The sequence below is a fragment of the Vibrio sp. B1REV9 genome (assembly GCF_905175395.2).
Taxonomy (GTDB): domain Bacteria; phylum Pseudomonadota; class Gammaproteobacteria; order Enterobacterales; family Vibrionaceae; genus Vibrio; species Vibrio alfacsensis.
This window is the reverse complement of record NZ_HG992745.1, coordinates 471033-490228: the sequence shown is the minus strand read 5'-3', so window position 1 is coordinate 490228 and position 19196 is coordinate 471033. Positions and strand designations below refer to the sequence as shown.

Annotated in this window: 22 protein-coding genes; all 22 read right to left on the bottom strand. The window is 45.7% G+C overall.

Translation table 11 applies throughout. From position 1 onward, the window contains the following. Positions 1 to 139: 139 nt before the first annotated feature. The 22 genes from KHN78_RS07725 to KHN78_RS07620 all read right to left on the bottom strand — a co-directional run bounded on the left by KHN78_RS07725 (position 140) and on the right by KHN78_RS07620 (position 18873). On the bottom strand, positions 140 to 562 hold the full coding sequence (locus tag KHN78_RS07725; protein ID WP_099080480.1) for a F0F1 ATP synthase subunit epsilon: 423 nt from the start codon (positions 560 to 562) through the stop codon (positions 140 to 142). Between the two features lie 18 nt (positions 563 to 580). Then, complete coding sequence (gene atpD / locus KHN78_RS07720; RefSeq protein ID WP_211915682.1) at positions 581 to 1984, bottom strand: F0F1 ATP synthase subunit beta; 1404 nt, start codon at positions 1982 to 1984, stop codon at positions 581 to 583. A gap of 35 nt (positions 1985 to 2019) precedes the next feature. Further along, positions 2020 to 2886, bottom strand: a complete 867-nt coding sequence (gene atpG / locus KHN78_RS07715) for a F0F1 ATP synthase subunit gamma (RefSeq protein WP_211915681.1) — start codon at positions 2884 to 2886, stop codon at positions 2020 to 2022. Positions 2887 to 2930: 44 nt separating this feature from the next. Then, positions 2931 to 4472: a F0F1 ATP synthase subunit alpha gene (gene atpA / locus KHN78_RS07710; protein ID WP_128812194.1), complete on the bottom strand. Its 1542-nt coding sequence runs from the start codon at positions 4470 to 4472 to the stop codon at positions 2931 to 2933. A gap of 13 nt (positions 4473 to 4485) precedes the next feature. Then, positions 4486 to 5019, bottom strand: a complete 534-nt coding sequence (gene atpH, locus KHN78_RS07705; protein ID WP_211915680.1) for a F0F1 ATP synthase subunit delta — start codon at positions 5017 to 5019, stop codon at positions 4486 to 4488. A 14-nt stretch (positions 5020 to 5033) separates the two neighbouring features. After that, on the bottom strand, positions 5034 to 5504 hold the full coding sequence (atpF, locus tag KHN78_RS07700; RefSeq protein WP_128812198.1) for a F0F1 ATP synthase subunit B: 471 nt from the start codon (positions 5502 to 5504) through the stop codon (positions 5034 to 5036). 56 nt (positions 5505 to 5560) lie between these two features. After that, positions 5561 to 5818: a F0F1 ATP synthase subunit C gene (gene atpE / locus KHN78_RS07695; protein WP_005372317.1), complete on the bottom strand. Its 258-nt coding sequence runs from the start codon at positions 5816 to 5818 to the stop codon at positions 5561 to 5563. A 55-nt stretch (positions 5819 to 5873) separates the two neighbouring features. Next, a complete protein-coding gene (atpB, locus tag KHN78_RS07690) occupies positions 5874 to 6686 on the bottom strand; it encodes a F0F1 ATP synthase subunit A (protein ID WP_010444751.1) in 813 nt (270 codons plus the stop codon). Positions 6687 to 6694: 8 nt separating this feature from the next. Beyond that, positions 6695 to 7084, bottom strand: coding sequence for a F0F1 ATP synthase subunit I (locus tag KHN78_RS07685; RefSeq protein WP_128812200.1), 390 nt, complete (start codon positions 7082 to 7084; stop codon positions 6695 to 6697). A gap of 189 nt (positions 7085 to 7273) precedes the next feature. Continuing rightward, positions 7274 to 8155, bottom strand: a complete 882-nt coding sequence (locus KHN78_RS07680) for a ParB/RepB/Spo0J family partition protein (RefSeq protein WP_211915679.1) — start codon at positions 8153 to 8155, stop codon at positions 7274 to 7276. A gap of 23 nt (positions 8156 to 8178) precedes the next feature. Next, positions 8179 to 8952: a ParA family protein gene (locus KHN78_RS07675; protein WP_211915678.1), complete on the bottom strand. Its 774-nt coding sequence runs from the start codon at positions 8950 to 8952 to the stop codon at positions 8179 to 8181. A gap of 10 nt (positions 8953 to 8962) precedes the next feature. After that, entirely contained in the window at positions 8963 to 9598 is a 636-nt protein-coding gene (gene rsmG / locus KHN78_RS07670) for a 16S rRNA (guanine(527)-N(7))-methyltransferase RsmG (protein WP_211915677.1), read from the bottom strand. After that, positions 9598 to 11493, bottom strand: coding sequence for a tRNA uridine-5-carboxymethylaminomethyl(34) synthesis enzyme MnmG (gene mnmG, locus KHN78_RS07665; protein WP_128812208.1), 1896 nt, complete (start codon positions 11491 to 11493; stop codon positions 9598 to 9600). Before mnmG ends, rsmG begins: the two co-directional genes overlap by 1 nt. 469 nt (positions 11494 to 11962) lie before the next feature. Beyond that, a complete protein-coding gene (mioC, locus tag KHN78_RS07660) occupies positions 11963 to 12403 on the bottom strand; it encodes an FMN-binding protein MioC (RefSeq protein WP_211915676.1) in 441 nt (146 codons plus the stop codon). Positions 12404 to 12506: 103 nt separating this feature from the next. Next, positions 12507 to 13868, bottom strand: coding sequence for a tRNA uridine-5-carboxymethylaminomethyl(34) synthesis GTPase MnmE (gene mnmE, locus KHN78_RS07655; protein WP_211915675.1), 1362 nt, complete (start codon positions 13866 to 13868; stop codon positions 12507 to 12509). A 132-nt stretch (positions 13869 to 14000) separates the two neighbouring features. Further along, complete coding sequence (yidC, locus tag KHN78_RS07650; protein ID WP_211915674.1) at positions 14001 to 15623, bottom strand: membrane protein insertase YidC; 1623 nt, start codon at positions 15621 to 15623, stop codon at positions 14001 to 14003. A 2-nt stretch (positions 15624 to 15625) separates the two neighbouring features. Further along, complete coding sequence (yidD, locus tag KHN78_RS07645; RefSeq protein ID WP_099080494.1) at positions 15626 to 15883, bottom strand: membrane protein insertion efficiency factor YidD; 258 nt, start codon at positions 15881 to 15883, stop codon at positions 15626 to 15628. Beyond that, positions 15850 to 16173 (bottom strand): ribonuclease P protein component, encoded by a 324-nt coding sequence (gene rnpA / locus KHN78_RS07640; RefSeq protein ID WP_241214344.1) that lies wholly within the window; start codon positions 16171 to 16173, stop codon positions 15850 to 15852. Before rnpA ends, yidD begins: the two co-directional genes overlap by 34 nt. A gap of 46 nt (positions 16174 to 16219) precedes the next feature. Next, entirely contained in the window at positions 16220 to 16354 is a 135-nt protein-coding gene (gene rpmH / locus KHN78_RS07635) for a 50S ribosomal protein L34 (protein WP_005378825.1), read from the bottom strand. A 243-nt stretch (positions 16355 to 16597) separates the two neighbouring features. Continuing rightward, positions 16598 to 17335 (bottom strand): amino acid ABC transporter ATP-binding protein, encoded by a 738-nt coding sequence (locus tag KHN78_RS07630; protein WP_211915673.1) that lies wholly within the window; start codon positions 17333 to 17335, stop codon positions 16598 to 16600. Then, a complete protein-coding gene (locus KHN78_RS07625) occupies positions 17332 to 18003 on the bottom strand; it encodes an amino acid ABC transporter permease (protein ID WP_211915672.1) in 672 nt (223 codons plus the stop codon). Before KHN78_RS07625 ends, KHN78_RS07630 begins: the two co-directional genes overlap by 4 nt. A 108-nt stretch (positions 18004 to 18111) precedes the next feature. Continuing rightward, on the bottom strand, positions 18112 to 18873 hold the full coding sequence (locus KHN78_RS07620) for an amino acid ABC transporter substrate-binding protein (RefSeq protein WP_211915671.1): 762 nt from the start codon (positions 18871 to 18873) through the stop codon (positions 18112 to 18114). Between the last annotated feature and the right edge of the window lie 323 nt (positions 18874 to 19196).

Genomic DNA, 19196 nt, shown 5'->3' with positions numbered 1-19196 from the left:
ATAGACGTTGTACCAAAATTGGTTGCCATTTTAGACACTAATCGACAATTAGTTAATTGCTGAAAAAAAATTTACGTCGAAAAAAAAGCAAAAAGGCGGTCAAATGACCGCCTTTATCACTATTAAAACAACACTGCTATTAACGGCGTTGTTTCGTCAGCTCGATAACTCGTAGCTGAGCAATGGCTTTAGCCAGTTCGCTGGCCACTTGTGCGAAGTCCATATCACCGTGCTGATTCTGGATTTGCTCCTCAGCGCGACGTTTAGCTTCTTCAGCCTTAGCTGCGTCTAGATCTTCACCACGAATCGCTGTATCAGCCAGTACTGTAGCAGTACCCGGCTGAACTTCGACCATACCACCAGAGACATAAATGAACTCTTCGTGGCCGTGCTGTTTCACAATACGCACCATACCAGGCTTAATAGCGGACAGCAGCGGAGTGTGACCATGGAAAATACCAAGCTCACCCTCACTACCGGTCACCTGAAACGTTTCAACACGACCTGAGAAAATTTGCTTCTCTGCGCTTACCACGTCTAGGTGAAAGGTTATTGGTGCCATATCGCCTCCTAGTTAGCCTTATAGCTTCTTAGCATTCTCGATAGCATCGTCGATCGTACCGCAGTACATGAACGCTTGCTCTGGAATGTCATCGTATTCACCAGCTAGTAGACCTTTAAAGCCACGTAGAGTCTCTTTAAGAGGTACGTAAACGCCTGGGTCACCTGTAAATACTTCCGCTACGTGGTAAGGCTGAGTTAGGAAACGCTCAATCTTACGTGCACGAGATACAACTTGCTTATCGTCTTCAGATAGCTCGTCCATACCTAGAATCGCAATGATGTCTTTTAGCTCTTTGTAGCGCTGAAGCGTTTGTTGAACGCCACGCGCAACATCATAGTGCTCTTGACCAACAACCAATGGATCTAGCATACGAGATGTAGAATCTAGTGGGTCGATTGCAGGGTATAGACCCATTGCAGCGATGTTACGGTTAAGTACAACTGTTGCATCTAAGTGCGCAAACGTGGTTGCTGGAGACGGGTCAGTCAAGTCATCCGCTGGTACGTATACCGCCTGTACAGACGTGATAGAACCATGCTTAGTTGACGTGATACGCTCCTGAAGTACACCCATCTCTTCTGCTAGTGTTGGCTGGTAACCTACCGCAGATGGCATACGACCTAGAAGAGCTGATACTTCTGTACCCGCTAGTGTGTAACGGTAGATGTTATCTACGAATAGCAGTACGTCACGACCTTCGTCACGGAACTTCTCTGCCATTGTTAGACCCGTCAGTGCAACACGTAGACGGTTGCCTGGTGGCTCGTTCATCTGACCGTAAACCATCGCTACTTTTGACTCTTCAGGCTTCTCAACGTTTACAACGCCCGCTTCCTGCATCTCAAAGTAGAAGTCGTTACCTTCACGAGTACGCTCACCAACACCCGCAAATACGGATAGACCAGAGTGTTGCAGTGCGATGTTGTTGATAAGTTCCATCATGTTAACGGTCTTACCTACACCTGCACCACCGAATAGACCGATTTTACCACCCTTAGCGAATGGACAAACCAAGTCGATTACCTTAACACCTGTTTCTAGAAGTGCTGTTTCGTTTGATTGCTCTTCGTAGCTTGGTGCTGGACGGTGGATAGAGTAAGTCTCTTCCGCACCGATCTCACCACACTCATCAATCGCGTCACCTAGGACGTTCATGATACGACCTAGTGTTTTAGTACCTACTGGTACTGAAATTGGAGCGCCAGTGTTAACCACTTCAACTCCACGACGTAAACCATCAGAGCTACCCATTACGATACAACGAACTACGCCACCGCCTAGCTGTTGTTGAACTTCAAGAACTAGACGCTCTTTTGAGTCCGTTACGTTTAGAGCGTCGTATACACTTGGTACATCGCTCTGTGGGAACTCTACGTCGACTACCGCACCGATGATCTGTACGATCTTACCTGTAGCCATCGTTAATCCTCTAAACTAATTCGTTTTACCTAAGCTTAAACCGCAGATGCACCACCAACGATTTCAGACAGTTCTTGTGTGATCGCAGCCTGACGAGCTTTGTTGTACACAAGTTCTAAATCTTCAATCAAGTTGGTTGCGTTGTCCGTTGCAGCTTTCATCGCAATCATTCGAGCCGCTTGCTCACAAGCAAGATTCTCTACCACACCTTGGTATACCTGAGACTCTACATAACGCACAAGTAGCGTATCTAATAGAGGTTTTGGCTCAGGTTCGTAGATGTAGTCCCATGAATGCTCACGCTGCATCTCTTCGCTGTCCGATTTAGGCAAAGGAAGCAATTGATCGATCGTTGGTTGCTGAACCATAGTATTCACAAACTTGTTGAACACTACGTATAAACGGTCCAGTTCACCTTCATCGTATTTCTTAAGCATTACGCCAACAGAACCGATAAGGTCTTCAAGCGTTGGGTTATCACCCAAACCTGACACCTGTGCCGCAACTCTTGCGCCACCATGTCTAAAGAAACCCGTTGCTTTTGAGCCAATCACAGCTAGCTCAACTTCAGCGCCTTTCTCTTTCCATGCTTGCATGTCTGAAACGGCTTTCTTGAACACGTTAATGTTCAAACCGCCACACAGACCACGGTCTGTTGAAACGATGATGTAACCAACACGTTTAGCTTCACGCTCTTCTAGGTACGGATGACGGTACTCTAGATTTGCGTTCGCCAAATGACCGATCACTTTACGCATTGTTTCAGCGTATGGACGAGAAGCTTGCATTGCGTCTTGAGAACGACGCATTTTGGAAGCTGCTACCATTTCCATCGCTTTCGTAATTTTCTGCGTGCTTTTAACACTACCGATTTTATTACGTATCTCTTTTGCGCCGGCCATCGTTACTCTCCGTTAGTTGGTGGCAGAAACTGCCACCGACCTAATTACCAAGTTTGGGTTGCTACAAAATCGTCTGTCAGCGTTTTAAACTGAGCTTCGATTTCATCGTTGTATGCACCCGTCTTGTCGATCTCAGACGCTAGTTCAGCGTATTGAGCGCGAGCGAACGATAGTAGAGCCGCTTCAAAATCTAGCAGTTTGCTTAGTTCAACATCTGCTAAGTAGCCGCGCTCTGCCGCGAAGATCACTAGTGCTTGGTCAAATACAGACATAGGAGCGTACTGCTTCTGCTTCATTAGCTCTGTCACTTTTTGACCATGGTTTAGCTGTTTCTTCGTTGCTTCATCAAGGTCAGATGCGAACTGTGCGAATGCCGCTAGTTCACGGTACTGAGCTAGAGCTGTACGAATACCGCCAGATAGCTTCTTGATGATTTTCGTCTGAGCTGAACCACCTACACGAGATACTGAGATACCTGGGTCAACGGCTGGACGTACACCTGCGTTGAATAACTCAGTTTGTAGGAAGATCTGACCATCGGTAATCGAGATTACGTTAGTCGGTACGAATGCTGAAACGTCACCGGCTTGAGTTTCGATGATAGGAAGCGCAGTTAGAGAACCTGTCTTGCCTTTCACTTCACCGTTAGTGAAACGCTCTACGTACTCTTCGTTTACACGAGCTGCACGCTCTAGTAGACGCGAGTGTAGGTAGAATACGTCACCTGGGAATGCCTCACGGCCTGGTGGACGTTTTAGTAGTAGAGAGATCTGACGGTAAGCTACCGCTTGTTTAGATAGGTCATCGTAAACAATCAGTGCATCTTCACCGCGATCGCGGAAGTATTCACCCATTGCACAACCAGCGTATGGCGCTAGGTATTGCAGTGCAGCAGACTCAGAAGCTGATGCCACAACAACGATCGTGTTCGCTAGTGCGCCATGCTCTTCTAGTTTGCGAACTACGTTAGCGATGGTCGAAGCTTTTTGACCAATTGCTACGTAGATTGAGAAAATACCTGAGTTTTTCTGGTTGATGATCGCATCGATCGCCATTGCTGTTTTACCAATCTGGCGGTCACCGATGATAAGTTCACGCTGACCACGACCGATTGGGATCATTGAGTCAACAGACTTATAACCAGTTTGTACAGGTTGATCTACCGATTTACGGTCGATTACACCTGGTGCAATCACTTCTACAGGTGAAGTCAGTTTCGCTTCGATTGGACCTTTACCATCGATAGGCTCACCTAGCGTATTTACTACGCGGCCTAGTAGTTCTGGACCAACTGGCACTTCAAGAATGCGGCCAGTACCTGTAACTTTCATGCCTTCCTTAAGGTCAGCATATGGGCCCATTACTACCGCACCAACCGAGTCACGCTCAAGGTTAAGTGCTAGTGCATAACGGCCACCCGGTAATTCAATCATTTCACCTTGCATCACGTCCGCTAGGCCGTGAATGCGGATGATACCATCGCTTACCGATACGATAGTACCCTCATTACGAGCTTCACTAACAACTTCGAAAGATTCGATACGTTGTTTGATCAGATCGCTAATTTCCGTGGAATTAAGTTGCATGCTCCAATCCCCATTAAGACTGCAATGCATCGCTCAGGCGGTTCAAACGACCACGCGCTGAGTTATCGATGACTAGGTCTCCGGCTCGAATAATAACCCCACCAAGTAGGGTCTCATCTACACTGCAATTCAGCTTCACTTTGCGTTCAAGACGCGCTTCAAGTTTGGTGCTGATGTTTGCTTGTTGTTCATCAGAAAGCTCTGACGCTGAAATAACTTCAACATCGATTTCTTTCTCATGCTCTTGTTTCAGAACAAAAAATTGTTCACAAACATCAGGAAGAGCCTTTAAACGGCCATTCTCAGCCATCACCTTAATCAGGTTTTGGCCATGTGCATCAACTTGTTCACCGCAAACCGCAACAAAGATTTCTGCCATTTTTTCAGCAGAAACAGAACCCGTTAAAAGCTCTTTCATTTGTTCGTTTTTGGCAACTTCTGAAGCGAAAGACAACATTTGGCCCCATTGGTCCAATTGGTCTTTATCTACAGCAAAGTCGAAAGCTGCTTTAGCATAGGGGCGTGCGATTGTAGTCAAATCAGACATATGCGCCCCCAAACTTAAAGTTTTGCAGTAATGTTGTCGAGAATATCTTTTTGAGCGTCTTTATCGATCGCACGCTCAAGGATTTTCTCAGCACCAGCTACAGCCAGAGTAGCAACTTGTTTGCGCAGGTCATCACGTGCACGATTACGTTCTGCTTCAAGTTCTGCTTCCGCTTGCGCTAGGATTTTCTGGCGTTCTGCCTGAGCTTCCTCACGTGCTTCATCAATAATTTGAGCTTTACGTTTATTCGCTTGATCGATGATCTCTGTTGCTGTGCGCTTCGCTTCTTTCAACTGATCAGAAGCGTTGGCTTGTGCTAGATCCAAGTCTTTTGCAGCGCGTTCAGCTGCATGAAGACCATCAGCAATTTTCTTCTGACGCTCTTCGATCGCTTGCATAATTGGCGGCCATACATACTTCATGCAGAACCACACAAATAGTGCGAACGAGATTGCTTGACCTAGCAGAGTTGCGTTTATATTCACAACAGCTACTCCCTTTTAAGAATCAACTACAAAAATACAATTAACAGAGTTGTTAATTAGCCTGCTAGTTGACCCACAAATGGGTTTGCGAATGTGAATAGTAGCGCGATTACGATACCGATCATTGGAACCGCATCAAGTAGACCAGCGATGATGAACATCTTAACTTGTAGCATAGGAGCCATTTCTGGTTGACGTGCTGCACCTTCTAGGAATTTACCACCTAGCAGTGCGAAACCAATCGCTGTACCAAGAGAAGCAAGACCGACGATAATACCTACGGCGATTGCAGAAAAGCTCAGTAAAGTTTCCATTACTATCTCCAATTTATAGTTGTTGGCTTAGTGCCCAAATAAAAAGCTTAAAAAATTAATGATCAGAATCTTCGTGTGCCATTGACAGGTAAACAATTGTCAACATCATGAATACGAAGGCTTGAATCGTAATAACCAAGATATGGAAGATTGCCCACGGTAGTGAACCCATCCATTGTAAGTACCATGGTAGCATTGCCGCACAAAGAATGAATACAACCTCACCCGCAAACATGTTACCGAATAGACGCATACCAAGTGAAAGAGGTTTCGCAAGTAGCGATACCACTTCGATCAGTAGGTTAAACGGGATCATCAGTGGGTGATTGAATGGATGTAGTGCAAGTTCTTTTGCGAATCCACCTAGACCTTTTACTTTGATGCTGTAGTAAATCATCAATGCAAAAACGCCTAGAGCCATAGCCATGGTGATATTCACATCAGCAGACGGTACAACCTTAAGATAAGGGATACCTAGCCAATGCTCTGCTGGGTAAGGCAAGAAGTCGATCGGGACTAAGTCCATCACGTTCATCAAGAATACCCAACAAAAGATAGTCAGTGCTAAAGGCGCGATCAGTGGGTTGCGTCCATGGAACGTGTCTTTGACGTTTTCCGCGACAAATTCAACGATCATTTCTACAGCACACTGAAGCTTACCCGGTACACCTGCTGTTGTTTTCTTCGCTACTTTGTAAAAAATTCCTAAGAAAATTAAACCCGTAAACCAAGAAAAAAACAGGCTATCGATATGTACGTTCCAGAAACTTGCTTCATCCGCTACCAAGCCTAACTTAGCTAAAGAAAGGTTTGATAAGTGGTGGGCAATGTATCCGGACGATGTTAGCGCTTCACCTGGCGCAGCCATAACTCATCCTATTTTTTGTTGTTAATGAATAGCACTGGTGCACAGATATTAATACCTAGTACCAGCAAATAGGTTAGTTTGAGGGGAACAAGTTCCACCTGCATATACATGTAGGCTACGTAGAACAACACAACCGTGATGAGGATTTTCAGAACTTCACCCGCATAGAAAGACGCCGCGACACGCTTGGCAGCGCGAGCCCCACTAAACATAAAAGCACATAACGCAAAGACGGCATTGGCAACAACAAATATGCCACCGCCCACTAGCGCTGAAAGTCCCCATTCAGGATTTACGGCTATCGCCATTCCTGCAGCCACAAAAATAACCGCGCCAGACTGGATCATTAACAATTGCTTTGCGAGCTCTCGTCCTGGTCTAGCTAACGCAGCTACCATGTATTCGTACCTCTAATAATATCCACTTCGCACTAAACTCACTGTGCAGGGAAATTGGCAAAAATTATACGGTGAGTCCGCTTGAATGCAATTATATTGCATCAAAAACTTACATTTCTGTTTACAAACCGACAACTTTTACACAAAATTCGATTATTTTAATTAATTGACCTAAATCAATTATCTCACTTAGGCCTCTAGCTTGGCAATTAGTTGCTCCAATTTGTGAGGCTCATCAAGACTTATCGTTAGCTTCGCTTTGCCACTTGCAGCGCGAACAACGGAAACCTTAGCATCAAGCAGCAGACTCAATTTATGCGACATTTGCTCTGCTTCGATATCTTCTTGTTGCGCTTTTTGCTCATTTTGTGGGGCTAAGCACTTTTTTACTAACTGTTCGGTTTGGCGAACGGTCATTTGTTTCTTGGCAACAAGCTGTGCAATCTCGACTTGTTGCTCGCCATCTAACGCCAATAGCGCTCTAGCATGACCCATTTCTAATTTTTTGTTGGCAACCAGACCTTTTACGTCATTCTCTAATTGATTTAGACGTAATAGGTTACTTACCGTCGTTCTTGATTTGCCAATAACATCGGCAACTTGTTGATGCGTAAGCGTGAATTCGTCTTGTAGGCGTTCAAGTGCTTGCGCTTCTTCAATAACGTTTAAGTCTTCGCGCTGAATATTTTCAATCAACGCCATCGCAATGGCCGCGCGATCTTCGACTTTCTTGACCAAACAAGGTACACGCTTCAAGCCCGCTTGTTTTGCAGCGCGCCATCGACGCTCACCCGCAATGATTTCAAACTGACCGCTCGGCACTTGGCGAGCCACGATAGGTTGAATGATACCTTGCGACTGAATCGAAGCCGCTAGCTCTTCTAGCGCTTCTGGTGCCATATCTTTACGCGGTTGGTACACACCTGGCTGCAATTGGCTAATCGCTAAATCCACGAGCTCGCCGTCAGCCGACAACGCTTGACTGTGCGATGCTATATGCTGTTTTTCACGCGCTAATGAACTGGTCGAAAGCAGCGCGTCCAGTCCTTTTCCAAGACCACGCTTAGACATAGGATGAATTCCTTAAGTTAGAGTTAAACTGGGATTTCTTCGCGGCGGAGCATTTCGCCCGCTAGAGCAAGATACGCTTTGGCGCCAGCAGAGTACTTGTCATAGTACATTGCAGGTTTACCGTGGCTCGGCGCTTCGGCCAAACGCACATTACGTGGGATCACAGTACGGTAAACTTTACTACCAAAGTGTTTTTTAAGTTGGTCGGATACTTCATTAGACAGGCGGTTACGAGGATCGTACATAGTACGCAGTAAACCCTCGATTTTGAGGTTTTCATTGACCACGGCCGCTAACTTGCTGATTGTATCCATAAGAGCAGTCAAACCTTCTAACGCAAAGTATTCACATTGCATCGGCACCAGCACAGAATCCGCTGCGGCCATAGCATTGATTGTAAGAAGGTTTAGAGAAGGGGGACAATCGATAAAGATGAAATCATAGTTATCGCGAACTGACGCAAGTGCATTTTTTAAACGCACTTCTCGAGCGAACACTTCCATCAACTTGATTTCAGCAGCGGTAACATCGCCATTTGCTGCAATCAGGTCATATTTTCCAGATGTATCGGTGCATACGACCTGATCAAACGGGGCATCTTCTACAAGAAGATCATACGCGGTGGCGTCGACCATGTATTTATCGACACCACTGGCCATCGTAGCATTCCCTTGGGGGTCGAGATCGATCACCAAAACCTTGCGCTTTGTTGCTGCCATCGAAGCGGCTAAGTTAATGCACGTTGTTGTTTTGCCGACCCCACCTTTCTGGTTGGCGATTGCTACGATTTTACCCACGATTACCTCGCTAATTTTCCTTGCGCGATAAGATTACTAGATGACGATCACCTTCCAACTCAGGAACAGCTAAAGATATGATCTCGGTCACACAGCACCATTCAGGAAGCAGATCTATTTCATCTTTAGGGTGTTGTCCCTTCAATGCGAGAAACACTCCTGAACCTTGTTTAGGCAGATGATGACACCATTCCACCATATCCGTCATTGAAGCAAAAGCTCGACTCAAAACGCCATCAAATTTTTCTTCGGGCTGGAACTCTTCCACACGACTTTGAATTGGCGTCACATTTTGAAGCCCCAACGTATGAATAACTTGCTTGATAAAGCGAACACGTTTACCAAGGCTATCAAGCAAAAAGAACGTCTTGCCAGGATTCATAATGGCAAGCGGGATACCTGGTAGCCCAGGACCGGTGCCCACATCGATAAAACGCTCACCCGGTAAGTGAGCGCTAACGACGATACTATCAAGAATATGTTTCACTAACATATCAAGTGGATCGCGCACTGACGTTAAGTTGTATGCCTTGTTCCACTTATCGAGCAGTTCGACGTAACCGACTAACTGCTCGCGTTGTTTTTCAGATACTTCTAAATCCGTTTGTGCGATCAGAGCATCCAATTTGGTGCGTAAAGCGCTCATTACTCTTCCTCACCTTTTTTCAACAAACCATGCTTTTTCAAATGCACAAGCAGAATGGAGATTGCCGCTGGCGTAATGCCAGAAATGCGAGATGCAATACCAATACTCTCTGGTTTTGCATCGCTTAATTTAGCAACCACTTCATTCGACAGACCTTTTACGTTTTTGTAATCCAAGTCTGTTGGCAGTTTAGTGTTCTCATGGCGCAGTGATTTTTCGATCTCATCTTGCTGACGCTTAATGTAACCATCGTACTTCACTTGAATTTCAACCTGCTCAGCCGCTTGTTGATCTTCTAGAGCAGGAGCGAATGCATCGAGCTGAGTGAGCTGTGAGTATGTGATCTCTGGGCGACGCAAAAGATCTTCACCGCTTGCTTCACGTGCCATTGGAGTCTTCAATAACTTGTTCAGCTCATCGATACCGACAGAGTTCGGGTTCATCCACGTCGATTTTAGACGTTGACGCTCAGTCTCCATGTTATCGATTTTTTCATTAAAACGGGCCCAACGAGCATCATCAATCAAACCAAGTTCACGCGCTTTTTCTGTCAAACGCAGATCGGCATTGTCTTCACGCAGTAACAAACGGTACTCCGCGCGAGACGTAAACATACGGTAAGGCTCTTTGGTACCCATTGTTGACAAGTCATCAATCAATACGCCGACGTAGGCTTGGTCACGACGTGGACTCCAGCCATCTTTGTCTTGGCTATACAAACTCGCGTTCAGACCCGCCATTAGACCTTGTGCGGCCGCTTCTTCGTAACCCGTCGTGCCGTTGATTTGGCCCGCAAAGAACAAACCACTGATGAATTTGGTTTCGTAGGTTTGCTTCAAATCACGTGGGTCGAAGAAATCGTACTCAATTGCGTAACCTGGACGAACGATGTGCGCATTTTCAAACCCTTTCATTGAGCGAACGATTTGAACTTGTACGTCAAATGGCAAACTCGTGGAGATACCATTCGGGTAAAGCTCGTGAGTTGTAAGACCTTCTGGCTCAATGAAGATTTGGTGACTGTTTTTATCTGCAAAGCGCATCACTTTGTCTTCGATAGAAGGGCAGTAACGCGGACCGATACCCTCGATCACGCCTGCATACATTGGGCTACGATCTAGGTTGTTGCGGATCACCTCATGAGTTTGCTCATTGGTATGCGTAATAAAACATGGGATTTGACGCGGATGATGTTCACGTTTGCCCATGAATGAAAATACAGGTGTTGGATTGTCACCATGTTGGGCTTCAAGCACCGAGAAATCAACGCTGCGAGCATCAATACGCGGTGGTGTACCCGTTTTCAAACGATCCACTCGGAATGGTAGTTCACGTAGTCGATCCGCTAATGCGATCGATGGAGGATCCCCTGCACGGCCACCCGCTGAACTTTCAAGACCAATATGGATCTTACCACCCAAGAAAGTACCGACCGTTAATACTACCGCTTTTGCACGGAACTTAAGACCCATTTGAGTCACAACGCCAATGACACGATCTTGTTCCACAATCAGATCATCGACCGATTGTTGGAATAGCGTTAAGTTTGGCGCGTTTTCTAACGCATCGCGTACATACGCTTTGTACAATGCGCGGTCTGCTTGAGCGCGAGTTGCACGAACCGCAGGGCCTTTTGAGGCATTAAGTGTTCGGAATTGAATACCTGCATGGTCAATGGCTTGTGCCATTAGACCGCCCATAGCATCCACTTCTTTTACTAAGTGACCTTTACCGATACCACCAATCGCTGGGTTACAAGACATTTGGCCTAATGTATCGATGTTATGGGTGAGAAGGAGCGTTTTTTGTCCTGTGCGTGCAGATGCGAGCGCGGCTTCCGTTCCTGCGTGTCCGCCACCGACAACAATGACGTCAAAGTTTTCGTGATAAAGCATGAACTGACCTCAGGTATTCAAAGGATTTAATGGGCAGATAAAAAAGAGCGGTATTTTACCTTTTTTATCGGAGAGAGAGAATCGTTTTCTCGCTTTTCAAATTTTAGCCTCAAAGACTATATATATAAGATCTATATATATGATCTTTTATTAGATCTATTATTAGGATCGACCACTTCTGTGGATAACTGAAAAATGATCAACAAGATCATGGATCTTTTTGGGATCATATCTTGTGATCATGCGTTGATCAGATCGAGGATTTCCTGAGATCAAAATTGATGGTTATGCACAGGGGTAAAAAAGGATCTAAGTTGTTATTTGGATAACTAAAGGAAAATCACTGGATCTTACCTGACTTATCCACAAATGCTTTGGGCGTTTTTTGAGCGGTTGAACAAGAAAAATGGAGAGGGGTTCGTAGTCAGGAGAGAAAATAGAGCCGCGACGCGACTCTATGAAGGAGAGATTAAGCTGAAAATTGGCTTAAGTTCTCTTGCAACCATGCTTCTGCAGCGTCTTCAGGAACTGCATGGCTAAGTACATCTATTTTAAAGCAATCAGCCATCGGTGTTGCACCAATATCTTCTAGTAAGTCATATGCGTGCTGACCAGCGGCACAGAATGTGTCATAGCTTGAGTCACCGATGGCGATTACCGCAAACTTTACATTCGTCATCTTTGGTGGTGTATTTTGTAAAGCATCAATAAACGGTTGAATGTTATCTGGGTAATCACCCGCACCATGAGTCGAGGTGATCACAAGCCATGTGCCTTGATTATCGATCGAGGTCAGTTCTGGTTGGTTGTGGATCGTTGTTTCAAATCCGTTTTCGTTGAGGAGATCACTAATGTGATCACCGACGTATTCTGCGCCACCTAGCGTACTGCCTGTTATAATGTGGATCATGTGTCTTCCTTTATTGAGCCATACTGGCGCTTTGGATAACTGCCGTGCGTCAGCATAAAAAGAAGCGCGGTGTTAAACTTATGCTTAACACCGCGCGTTTTGGTTATTTACCGATACAGAATGAAGAGAAGATTCGGCCGAGGAGGTCATCAGAGCTGAACTCACCGGTAATCTCATTGAGGTGCTGCTGAGTAATACGTAGCTCTTCTGCTAGGATTTCTCCAGCCATGAAGCCCTCAAGCTGCTCCTGGCCTATTTGGAGGTGCTGAGCGGCACGTTCAAGGGCGTCTAGGTGACGACGGCGCGCCATAAACCCACCTTCTGTATTACCAGAGAAGCCCATGCACTCTTTTAAATGCGTACGCAGGGCATCAACACCTGCACCCGTTTTTGCTGATAGGCGAATCAGAGTTGGATCGTTAACATGGCAGATCCCCATCTCTTCATTTGTTTGATCAGCTTTATTGCGGATCACTGTCATGCCCATGTTACTTGGTAGGCGATCGACAAAGTCCGGCCAAATTTCTTTTGGATCCGTTGCGTCGGTTGTGGTGCCGTCCACCATGAACAGAACACGGTCTGCTTGAGCGATTTCATCCCAGGCACGCTCGATACCGATTTTCTCTACTTCATCGGAAGCATCACGTAGACCTGCAGTATCAATGATATGCAGCGGCATACCATCAATGTGGATATGCTCACGTAGGACGTCTCGAGTGGTACCCGCGATATCAGTTACGATGGCAGACTCTTTGCCTGACAATGCGTTAAGTAGGCTTGATTTACCAGCGTTAGGACGACCGGCGATCACGACTTTCATCCCCTCACGCATAATCGCGCCTTGGTTAGCCTCTTTGCGCACCGCTTCTAGGTTGTCGATGATGGTTTGCAAATCTGCTGACACTTTACCATCGGCAAGAAAGTCGATTTCTTCTTCTGGGAAGTCGATGGCCGCTTCTACGTATATACGCAGATAGATTAAAGACTCCACTAACGTTTGAATACGCTGTGAGAACTGACCTTGCAATGATTGTAACGCCGATTTCGCCGCTTCTTCAGAGCTTGCATCAATCAAGTCCGCAATCGCTTCTGCTTGGGTTAAATCCATCTTATCGTTTAAGAATGCACGCTCCGAGAATTCACCTGGGCGAGCCGCTCGAACGCCATCAATGCCCAAAATGCGCTTAATCAGCATGTCCATTACCACAGGGCCACCGTGGCCTTGCAGTTCAAGTATGTCTTCACCTGTAAAAGAATGTGGGTTAGGGAAGTACAGTGCAATGCCTTGGTCTAGCACGGTGCCATCTTCCGCTTGGAATGGCAGATACTCTGCGTAGCGAGGCTTTAGCGTTTTACCTGTGACTTCTAGTGCCACTTGGTTGGCCTTAGGGCCTGAAACACGAATAATACCAACACCACCACGGCCTGGTGCGGTTGCTTGGGCGACAATCGTATCTGTAGTCATAATATTGCCTTTTGAGCTGGGCTATAGGTCAATAGAGCCTAGGGAGCCATAACCATTAATTAGCTGAATTGTAATCAGCCAAAAACAAAAAGGCGACCTTTTGGCCGCCTTTCTCATGTTTTTATGCAAAGGTTACTTGGTGTGTAAGCCTTTTTTCTCCAGCGCTTTGTAGATCAAAGTTTGTTGAATTAGCGTAACGATGTTCGATACCAACCAGTATAGAACTAGTCCTGATGGGAAGAACAAGAAGAAGAACGTAAACATAACCGGCATAAAGGTCATGATCTTCTGTTGCATTGGATCCGTTACCGTCGTAGGGCTCATCTTCTGGATTAGGAACATTGAAGCACCCATCAGTAGCGGCAGGATGTAGTAAGGGTCCTGTGCTGAAAGGTCATGAATCCAACCAAAGAATGGTGAGTGACGTAGCTCAACCGATTCCATTAGTGCCCAGTAAAGCGCGATGAAGATAGGCATCTGTAGAAGAAGAGGTAGACAGCCACCCAGTGGGTTCACTTTCTCTTTCTTGTACAGTTCCATCATCTCTTGGCTCATGCGCTGACGGTCATCACCGATGCGCTCACGCATTGCTTGCAGCTTAGGCTGTAGCATGCGCATTTTCGCCATAGATGTGTATTGCGCTTTCGTTAGTGGGTACATTGCACCACGAACAATGAATGTCAGTAGAATAATCGCCACACCCCAGTTGCCAACAAAACCGTGAATCGTATCAAGCAACCAGTGCAGTGGCTGAGCAATAAACCATAACCAACCGTAATCTACGGTAAGGTTAAGATTTGGTGCTACTTGCGCCATCTGGTCTTGAAGTTTTGGACCAACCCAAAGTGTCGCAGTAAAGTTTGCACTGCCACCATCTGCGATAGTCTTATTCGGCATGCGAATACCGATATCACCCAGATTACCAATCACTCGAGTGTAGATAGTCGTACCTGGCTCATCACGCGGGATCCAAGCTGATGCAAAGTAGTGCTGAATAATAGCAGCCCAACCTTCACCATTTGGTAGATTCACTGACAGGTTACGATCTTGCATGTCATCAAAGCTGTACTTTTCGTACTTAACACTTTCTGTTGAGTAAGCGCCACCAAGGTAAGTTGGCATGGTGATACTACCACCCGCATCCATTAGGTTATGACGCAAATGCGCGTACATACCTAGTGCAGCATTGTTGCCTGACTTGTTGACAATATCGTACTCAACGTTCATGGCATAGCTACCACGTTTAAGTACGTAAGTCTTTGTATAGTCAATGCCATTTGCAGTAAAGGTCATTGGAACGCGCAGTTCGTCTTGACCGTCAGCGAGCGTAAAGCTGTCTGCGCTCACGTTGTAGTGAGGGCGGTTAGTGCTGCTAACATCGATACCTTGTGGTCCCACTAGACCGCTTTGAGCGATATATTGGTGACCTTGGGTGTCTTGTAACAGAACGAATGGGTCTGATGAGTCGAGCTCAGCAGCGTACTTGTTTAGATCGGCATGTACCACATCGCCACCAACGGTGTCGATCGACAGAGTTAAAACATCAGTCGTTACTGTGATAGTTTTTGCTGATGCTTGTTGTTGACCCGGAACTGGATCAAGCTCATCCGCAAAAGATGGTGCAGGTAGAGTACTGCTTGATTGAGCCTGTTCAACCGCTTGAGGTGCTGGATTCTTTGCGACTTGCCATTGTTGGAATAGCAAGAAAGAAACCAGAGCCAGAGCGATGAGCAGGATATTACGTTGAGAATCCATCGTTATTTATCTCTGTCTTGTTTTTGGACTGGTGGAATGGGGTCATACCCCCCTTCATTCAAAGGGTGGCATTTTAATAGACGTTTGCCTGATAACCAACACCCTTTTACAAAACCGTGAGCTCTCAGTGCTTCTAAGGCATAAGTTGAGCAGGTTGGAGTAAATCGGCAGCGAGGACCAATCAGAGGGCTTATAAACCAACGGTAGAGATAAATGAGCCCAATGGCTATCCACGAGAGGGGCGAGACAGGCGATGCCATAGCTTATCAAACAACTTTAAAATTTCCTCATTGCTTAAATCTTGCGCGCTTTTCTTAGCAATCACAACAAAATCTTTATTTGGAAGCTGATGTTGTTTGTTACGAAAGCTTTCGCGAGCCAAACGTTTAAAACGATTTCGGCCAACGGCAGTTTTGATTTGTTTTTTCGGAACGGCTAAACCTAGTCGAGGATGAGATAGGTCGTTATTACGAGCAATGATGGTGAAATGAGGCGAGCCAGCTCGATGAGCTTGCTGAAAGACGTTTTGATAATGCTCGGGAGTTAACAAACGTAACTCCCGATTAAACGCGTACGTGTTCAAAATAAACTAGCGATTATTTTGATAGGCGCGCACGGCCTTTTGCACGACGTGCGTTAATAACTTTACGACCGTTCTTAGTTGCCATGCGAGCACGGAAGCCGTGAGTACGCTTGCGCTTTAGAACTGTAGGTTGAAAAGTGCGTTTCATGATAATTACCTTTACTGATCAGTAGTTTTAGGTTCTTGTTAAACCCGGCGAGGGCAATATGCTTTCTTTATATGAAGAAGCTCTTTATATAGAGAAGAACAACCGACGCCTCTCAACAAAGAGGCGGAATTGTAATCACACTCACATAATGTGTCAATGACTCATGCGTATGAAATTCCGACCGGGCGATTATACGTAGTGTGAGTAAAATCTCAAGGATCGATTGATCTTGATGCTTGATCTTTACTCTATTCCCACTTGGTTAAGGAATTTTTGCAAACGAAGATCTTGTGGATTGTCGAAAATATCCTGTGGAGAACCTTGTTCGACAATATTACCATCGGCCATAAAGATCACTCTGTCGGCGACTTCTTTGGCGAACTGCATTTCGTGTGTGACCACCAGCATCGTTTGATGTTGATTCGCTAACCTCTTCATTAATGAGAGAACTTCTCCAACCCATTCAGGATCCAATGCAGAAGTTGGTTCATCAAATAGTAGCAATTCTGGCTGCAACGCCATGGCTCGAGCGATACCCACTCGCTGTTGTTGACCACCTGACAGTGCCGCTGGATAACTTTCGCCTTTATCACCAAGGCCAATGTCATCCAGAATCTCTTGCGCGCGCTTATGAGCGTCGTCTTTCTTCCAACCACGCACGGTGATCAAGCCCTCTGCAATGTTTTGGCGAGCCGTCATATGAGCAAATAGCGCGTAGTTTTGGAAAACAAATCCAGTTCGACGGCGTAATGCCAATACTTCTGCTTTAGTGTGCTTCTGCGTATCAACAGAAATATTATCAATGGTAATTCGGCCTTGGTCTGCTTGCTCAAGGAAGTTCACAGTGCGAAGTAGCGTTGATTTACCTGTACCACTAGAGCCGATAATCACAATGATCTCGCCTTGTTTTATGTCGAGATCGATGCCTTTGAGCACTTCTGTATCACCAAAGCGCTTGTGGATATTTTCTAGTTTGATCATCGTACATACGCCTTATTTAATTTCGCTTCTGCCCAAATCTGCACTCGAGTCAAAATGACCACGACGCCCCAGTAAATTAATGCAACGGCAAGGAAAGCTTCAAAGAAACGGAAGCTAGAGGACGCCTCCATCTGTGCTTTGGCCATGATTTCTGCCACGCCAAGTGTGAATGCGAGAGAAGTCGATTTGATCATGTCGATAAAATAGTTCATTAGCGATGGCAGCGCGACACGAGTTGCCTGCGGCAGAATGACACGACGCATTGCCTGGGGCGTTGTCATACCGACAGATAAGCTCGCTTCCATTTGGCTGCGATCAATACCAATGATGGCGGCACGAATGCTTTCTGCCATATACGCTGCGAAGTGCAGAGTTAAACCAATGACTGCCGCTGAAAAGGCATCCAATCCCACCATAAATGGAAAGACTTGCGGTAAGCCGTAGTAAAGCAAAAACAGCTGTACTAAGAGCGGTGTTCCGCGAAAGAAGCTGATGTAAAGTTGACTCAATTGATCGAGAACTGGCAGTCTGAATACGCGAATGTTAGCTAAAATCACGGCCAGAATGAGTGAAAACACCAATCCCCATGTTGCCATTTCCATGGTGGTACCAAGATACTTAAGCAGTATCGGTAATAGCTCCAACATGTAATTAAAATCAAATCCCATACGACGTATTACCTTGAGAAAAGAAAAGGTGGAATACGAAGTTCCACCTTGTGATTAAGTTAAAAAAGGGTGCGAGATAACGTTCTGCACCCTAAAAGAAGAGAAGTTTTACTTAGTGATGTCGGCACCAAACCATTTCACAGAAATTTTCTCTACTGTGCCGTCGGCGCGCATTTCAGTGAGTGCTTTATTCACTTGCTTCTGCAGTTTGCGACCTTTTTCGTTATCCACGAATGGCCAAGCGTTCTCGATGGTTTCAAAAGGTTCACCAGCAAGTTCTAAAGGCAAACCGGTTTTCTTGATCAGTTCTAGCGCAGAAAGACGATCCATGATGAACGCATCTGCACGACCTAGTGCGACGTCGTGTTCAATTCCCGTGTCGTAGGTCTTGATGTTGATCTTGCCGTCTTTGTCATAGTTACGTAGGAGCTGTTCAAAGTTAGAACCTAGGTTAACCGCAACGGTTTTTCCTGCGAGATCTTCAACGTTTTGAATGTTGTTATTGCCTTTACGCACTGTGATTTGCGCACCATCGACGACGTAAGGGTCAGCGAATAAGAATTTTGCTTTACGTGCGTCCGTCATCGTAATTTGGTTTGAGATAGTATCGATACGACCGGTTTCTAGCAGGCCAAATAAACCAGAGAAGTTTGCGGTGACGTATTCGATCTTGTAGTTGTTACGTTTGCCTATTTCATCCCACATATCGACTTCGAAACCTTGAAGCTTGTCTTGCTTAACAAAGGTAAATGGGAAGTAGCGGCCTGACATGCCGACTTTTACTTCAGTTGCGGCAGTGTCGATTGTCGCTTGAGCGGTTGTAGCAGACAAAGCGATAACAGCAACCGCTATCTTAATCCAGTGTTTCATAATACATCTCCAAACTTTTATGGTAGGAAATACTACTGTCACTTAGCTCAATTAAATAAATAACCAAGTGCAATAACCTAGTCCAGAGAGTAATAAGATCCTATTTGGTATAAATCGTCGCCAATCGAGAAGCATGAGTGATGAAAGCGTCATCAAAAAGTGGGGAAATACGATCAAAAAGAATCAAGCACAGAAATTTCATTCACAGAGTTATCACCAGAAGCAAGATCTGTGCATTTTTGACCAAATGTGGATCATTGTGTGGGCAATCTTGGGGCAAGATGTGTTGATCTCACTATCTAGCGCGAAATAATTGTGAATAA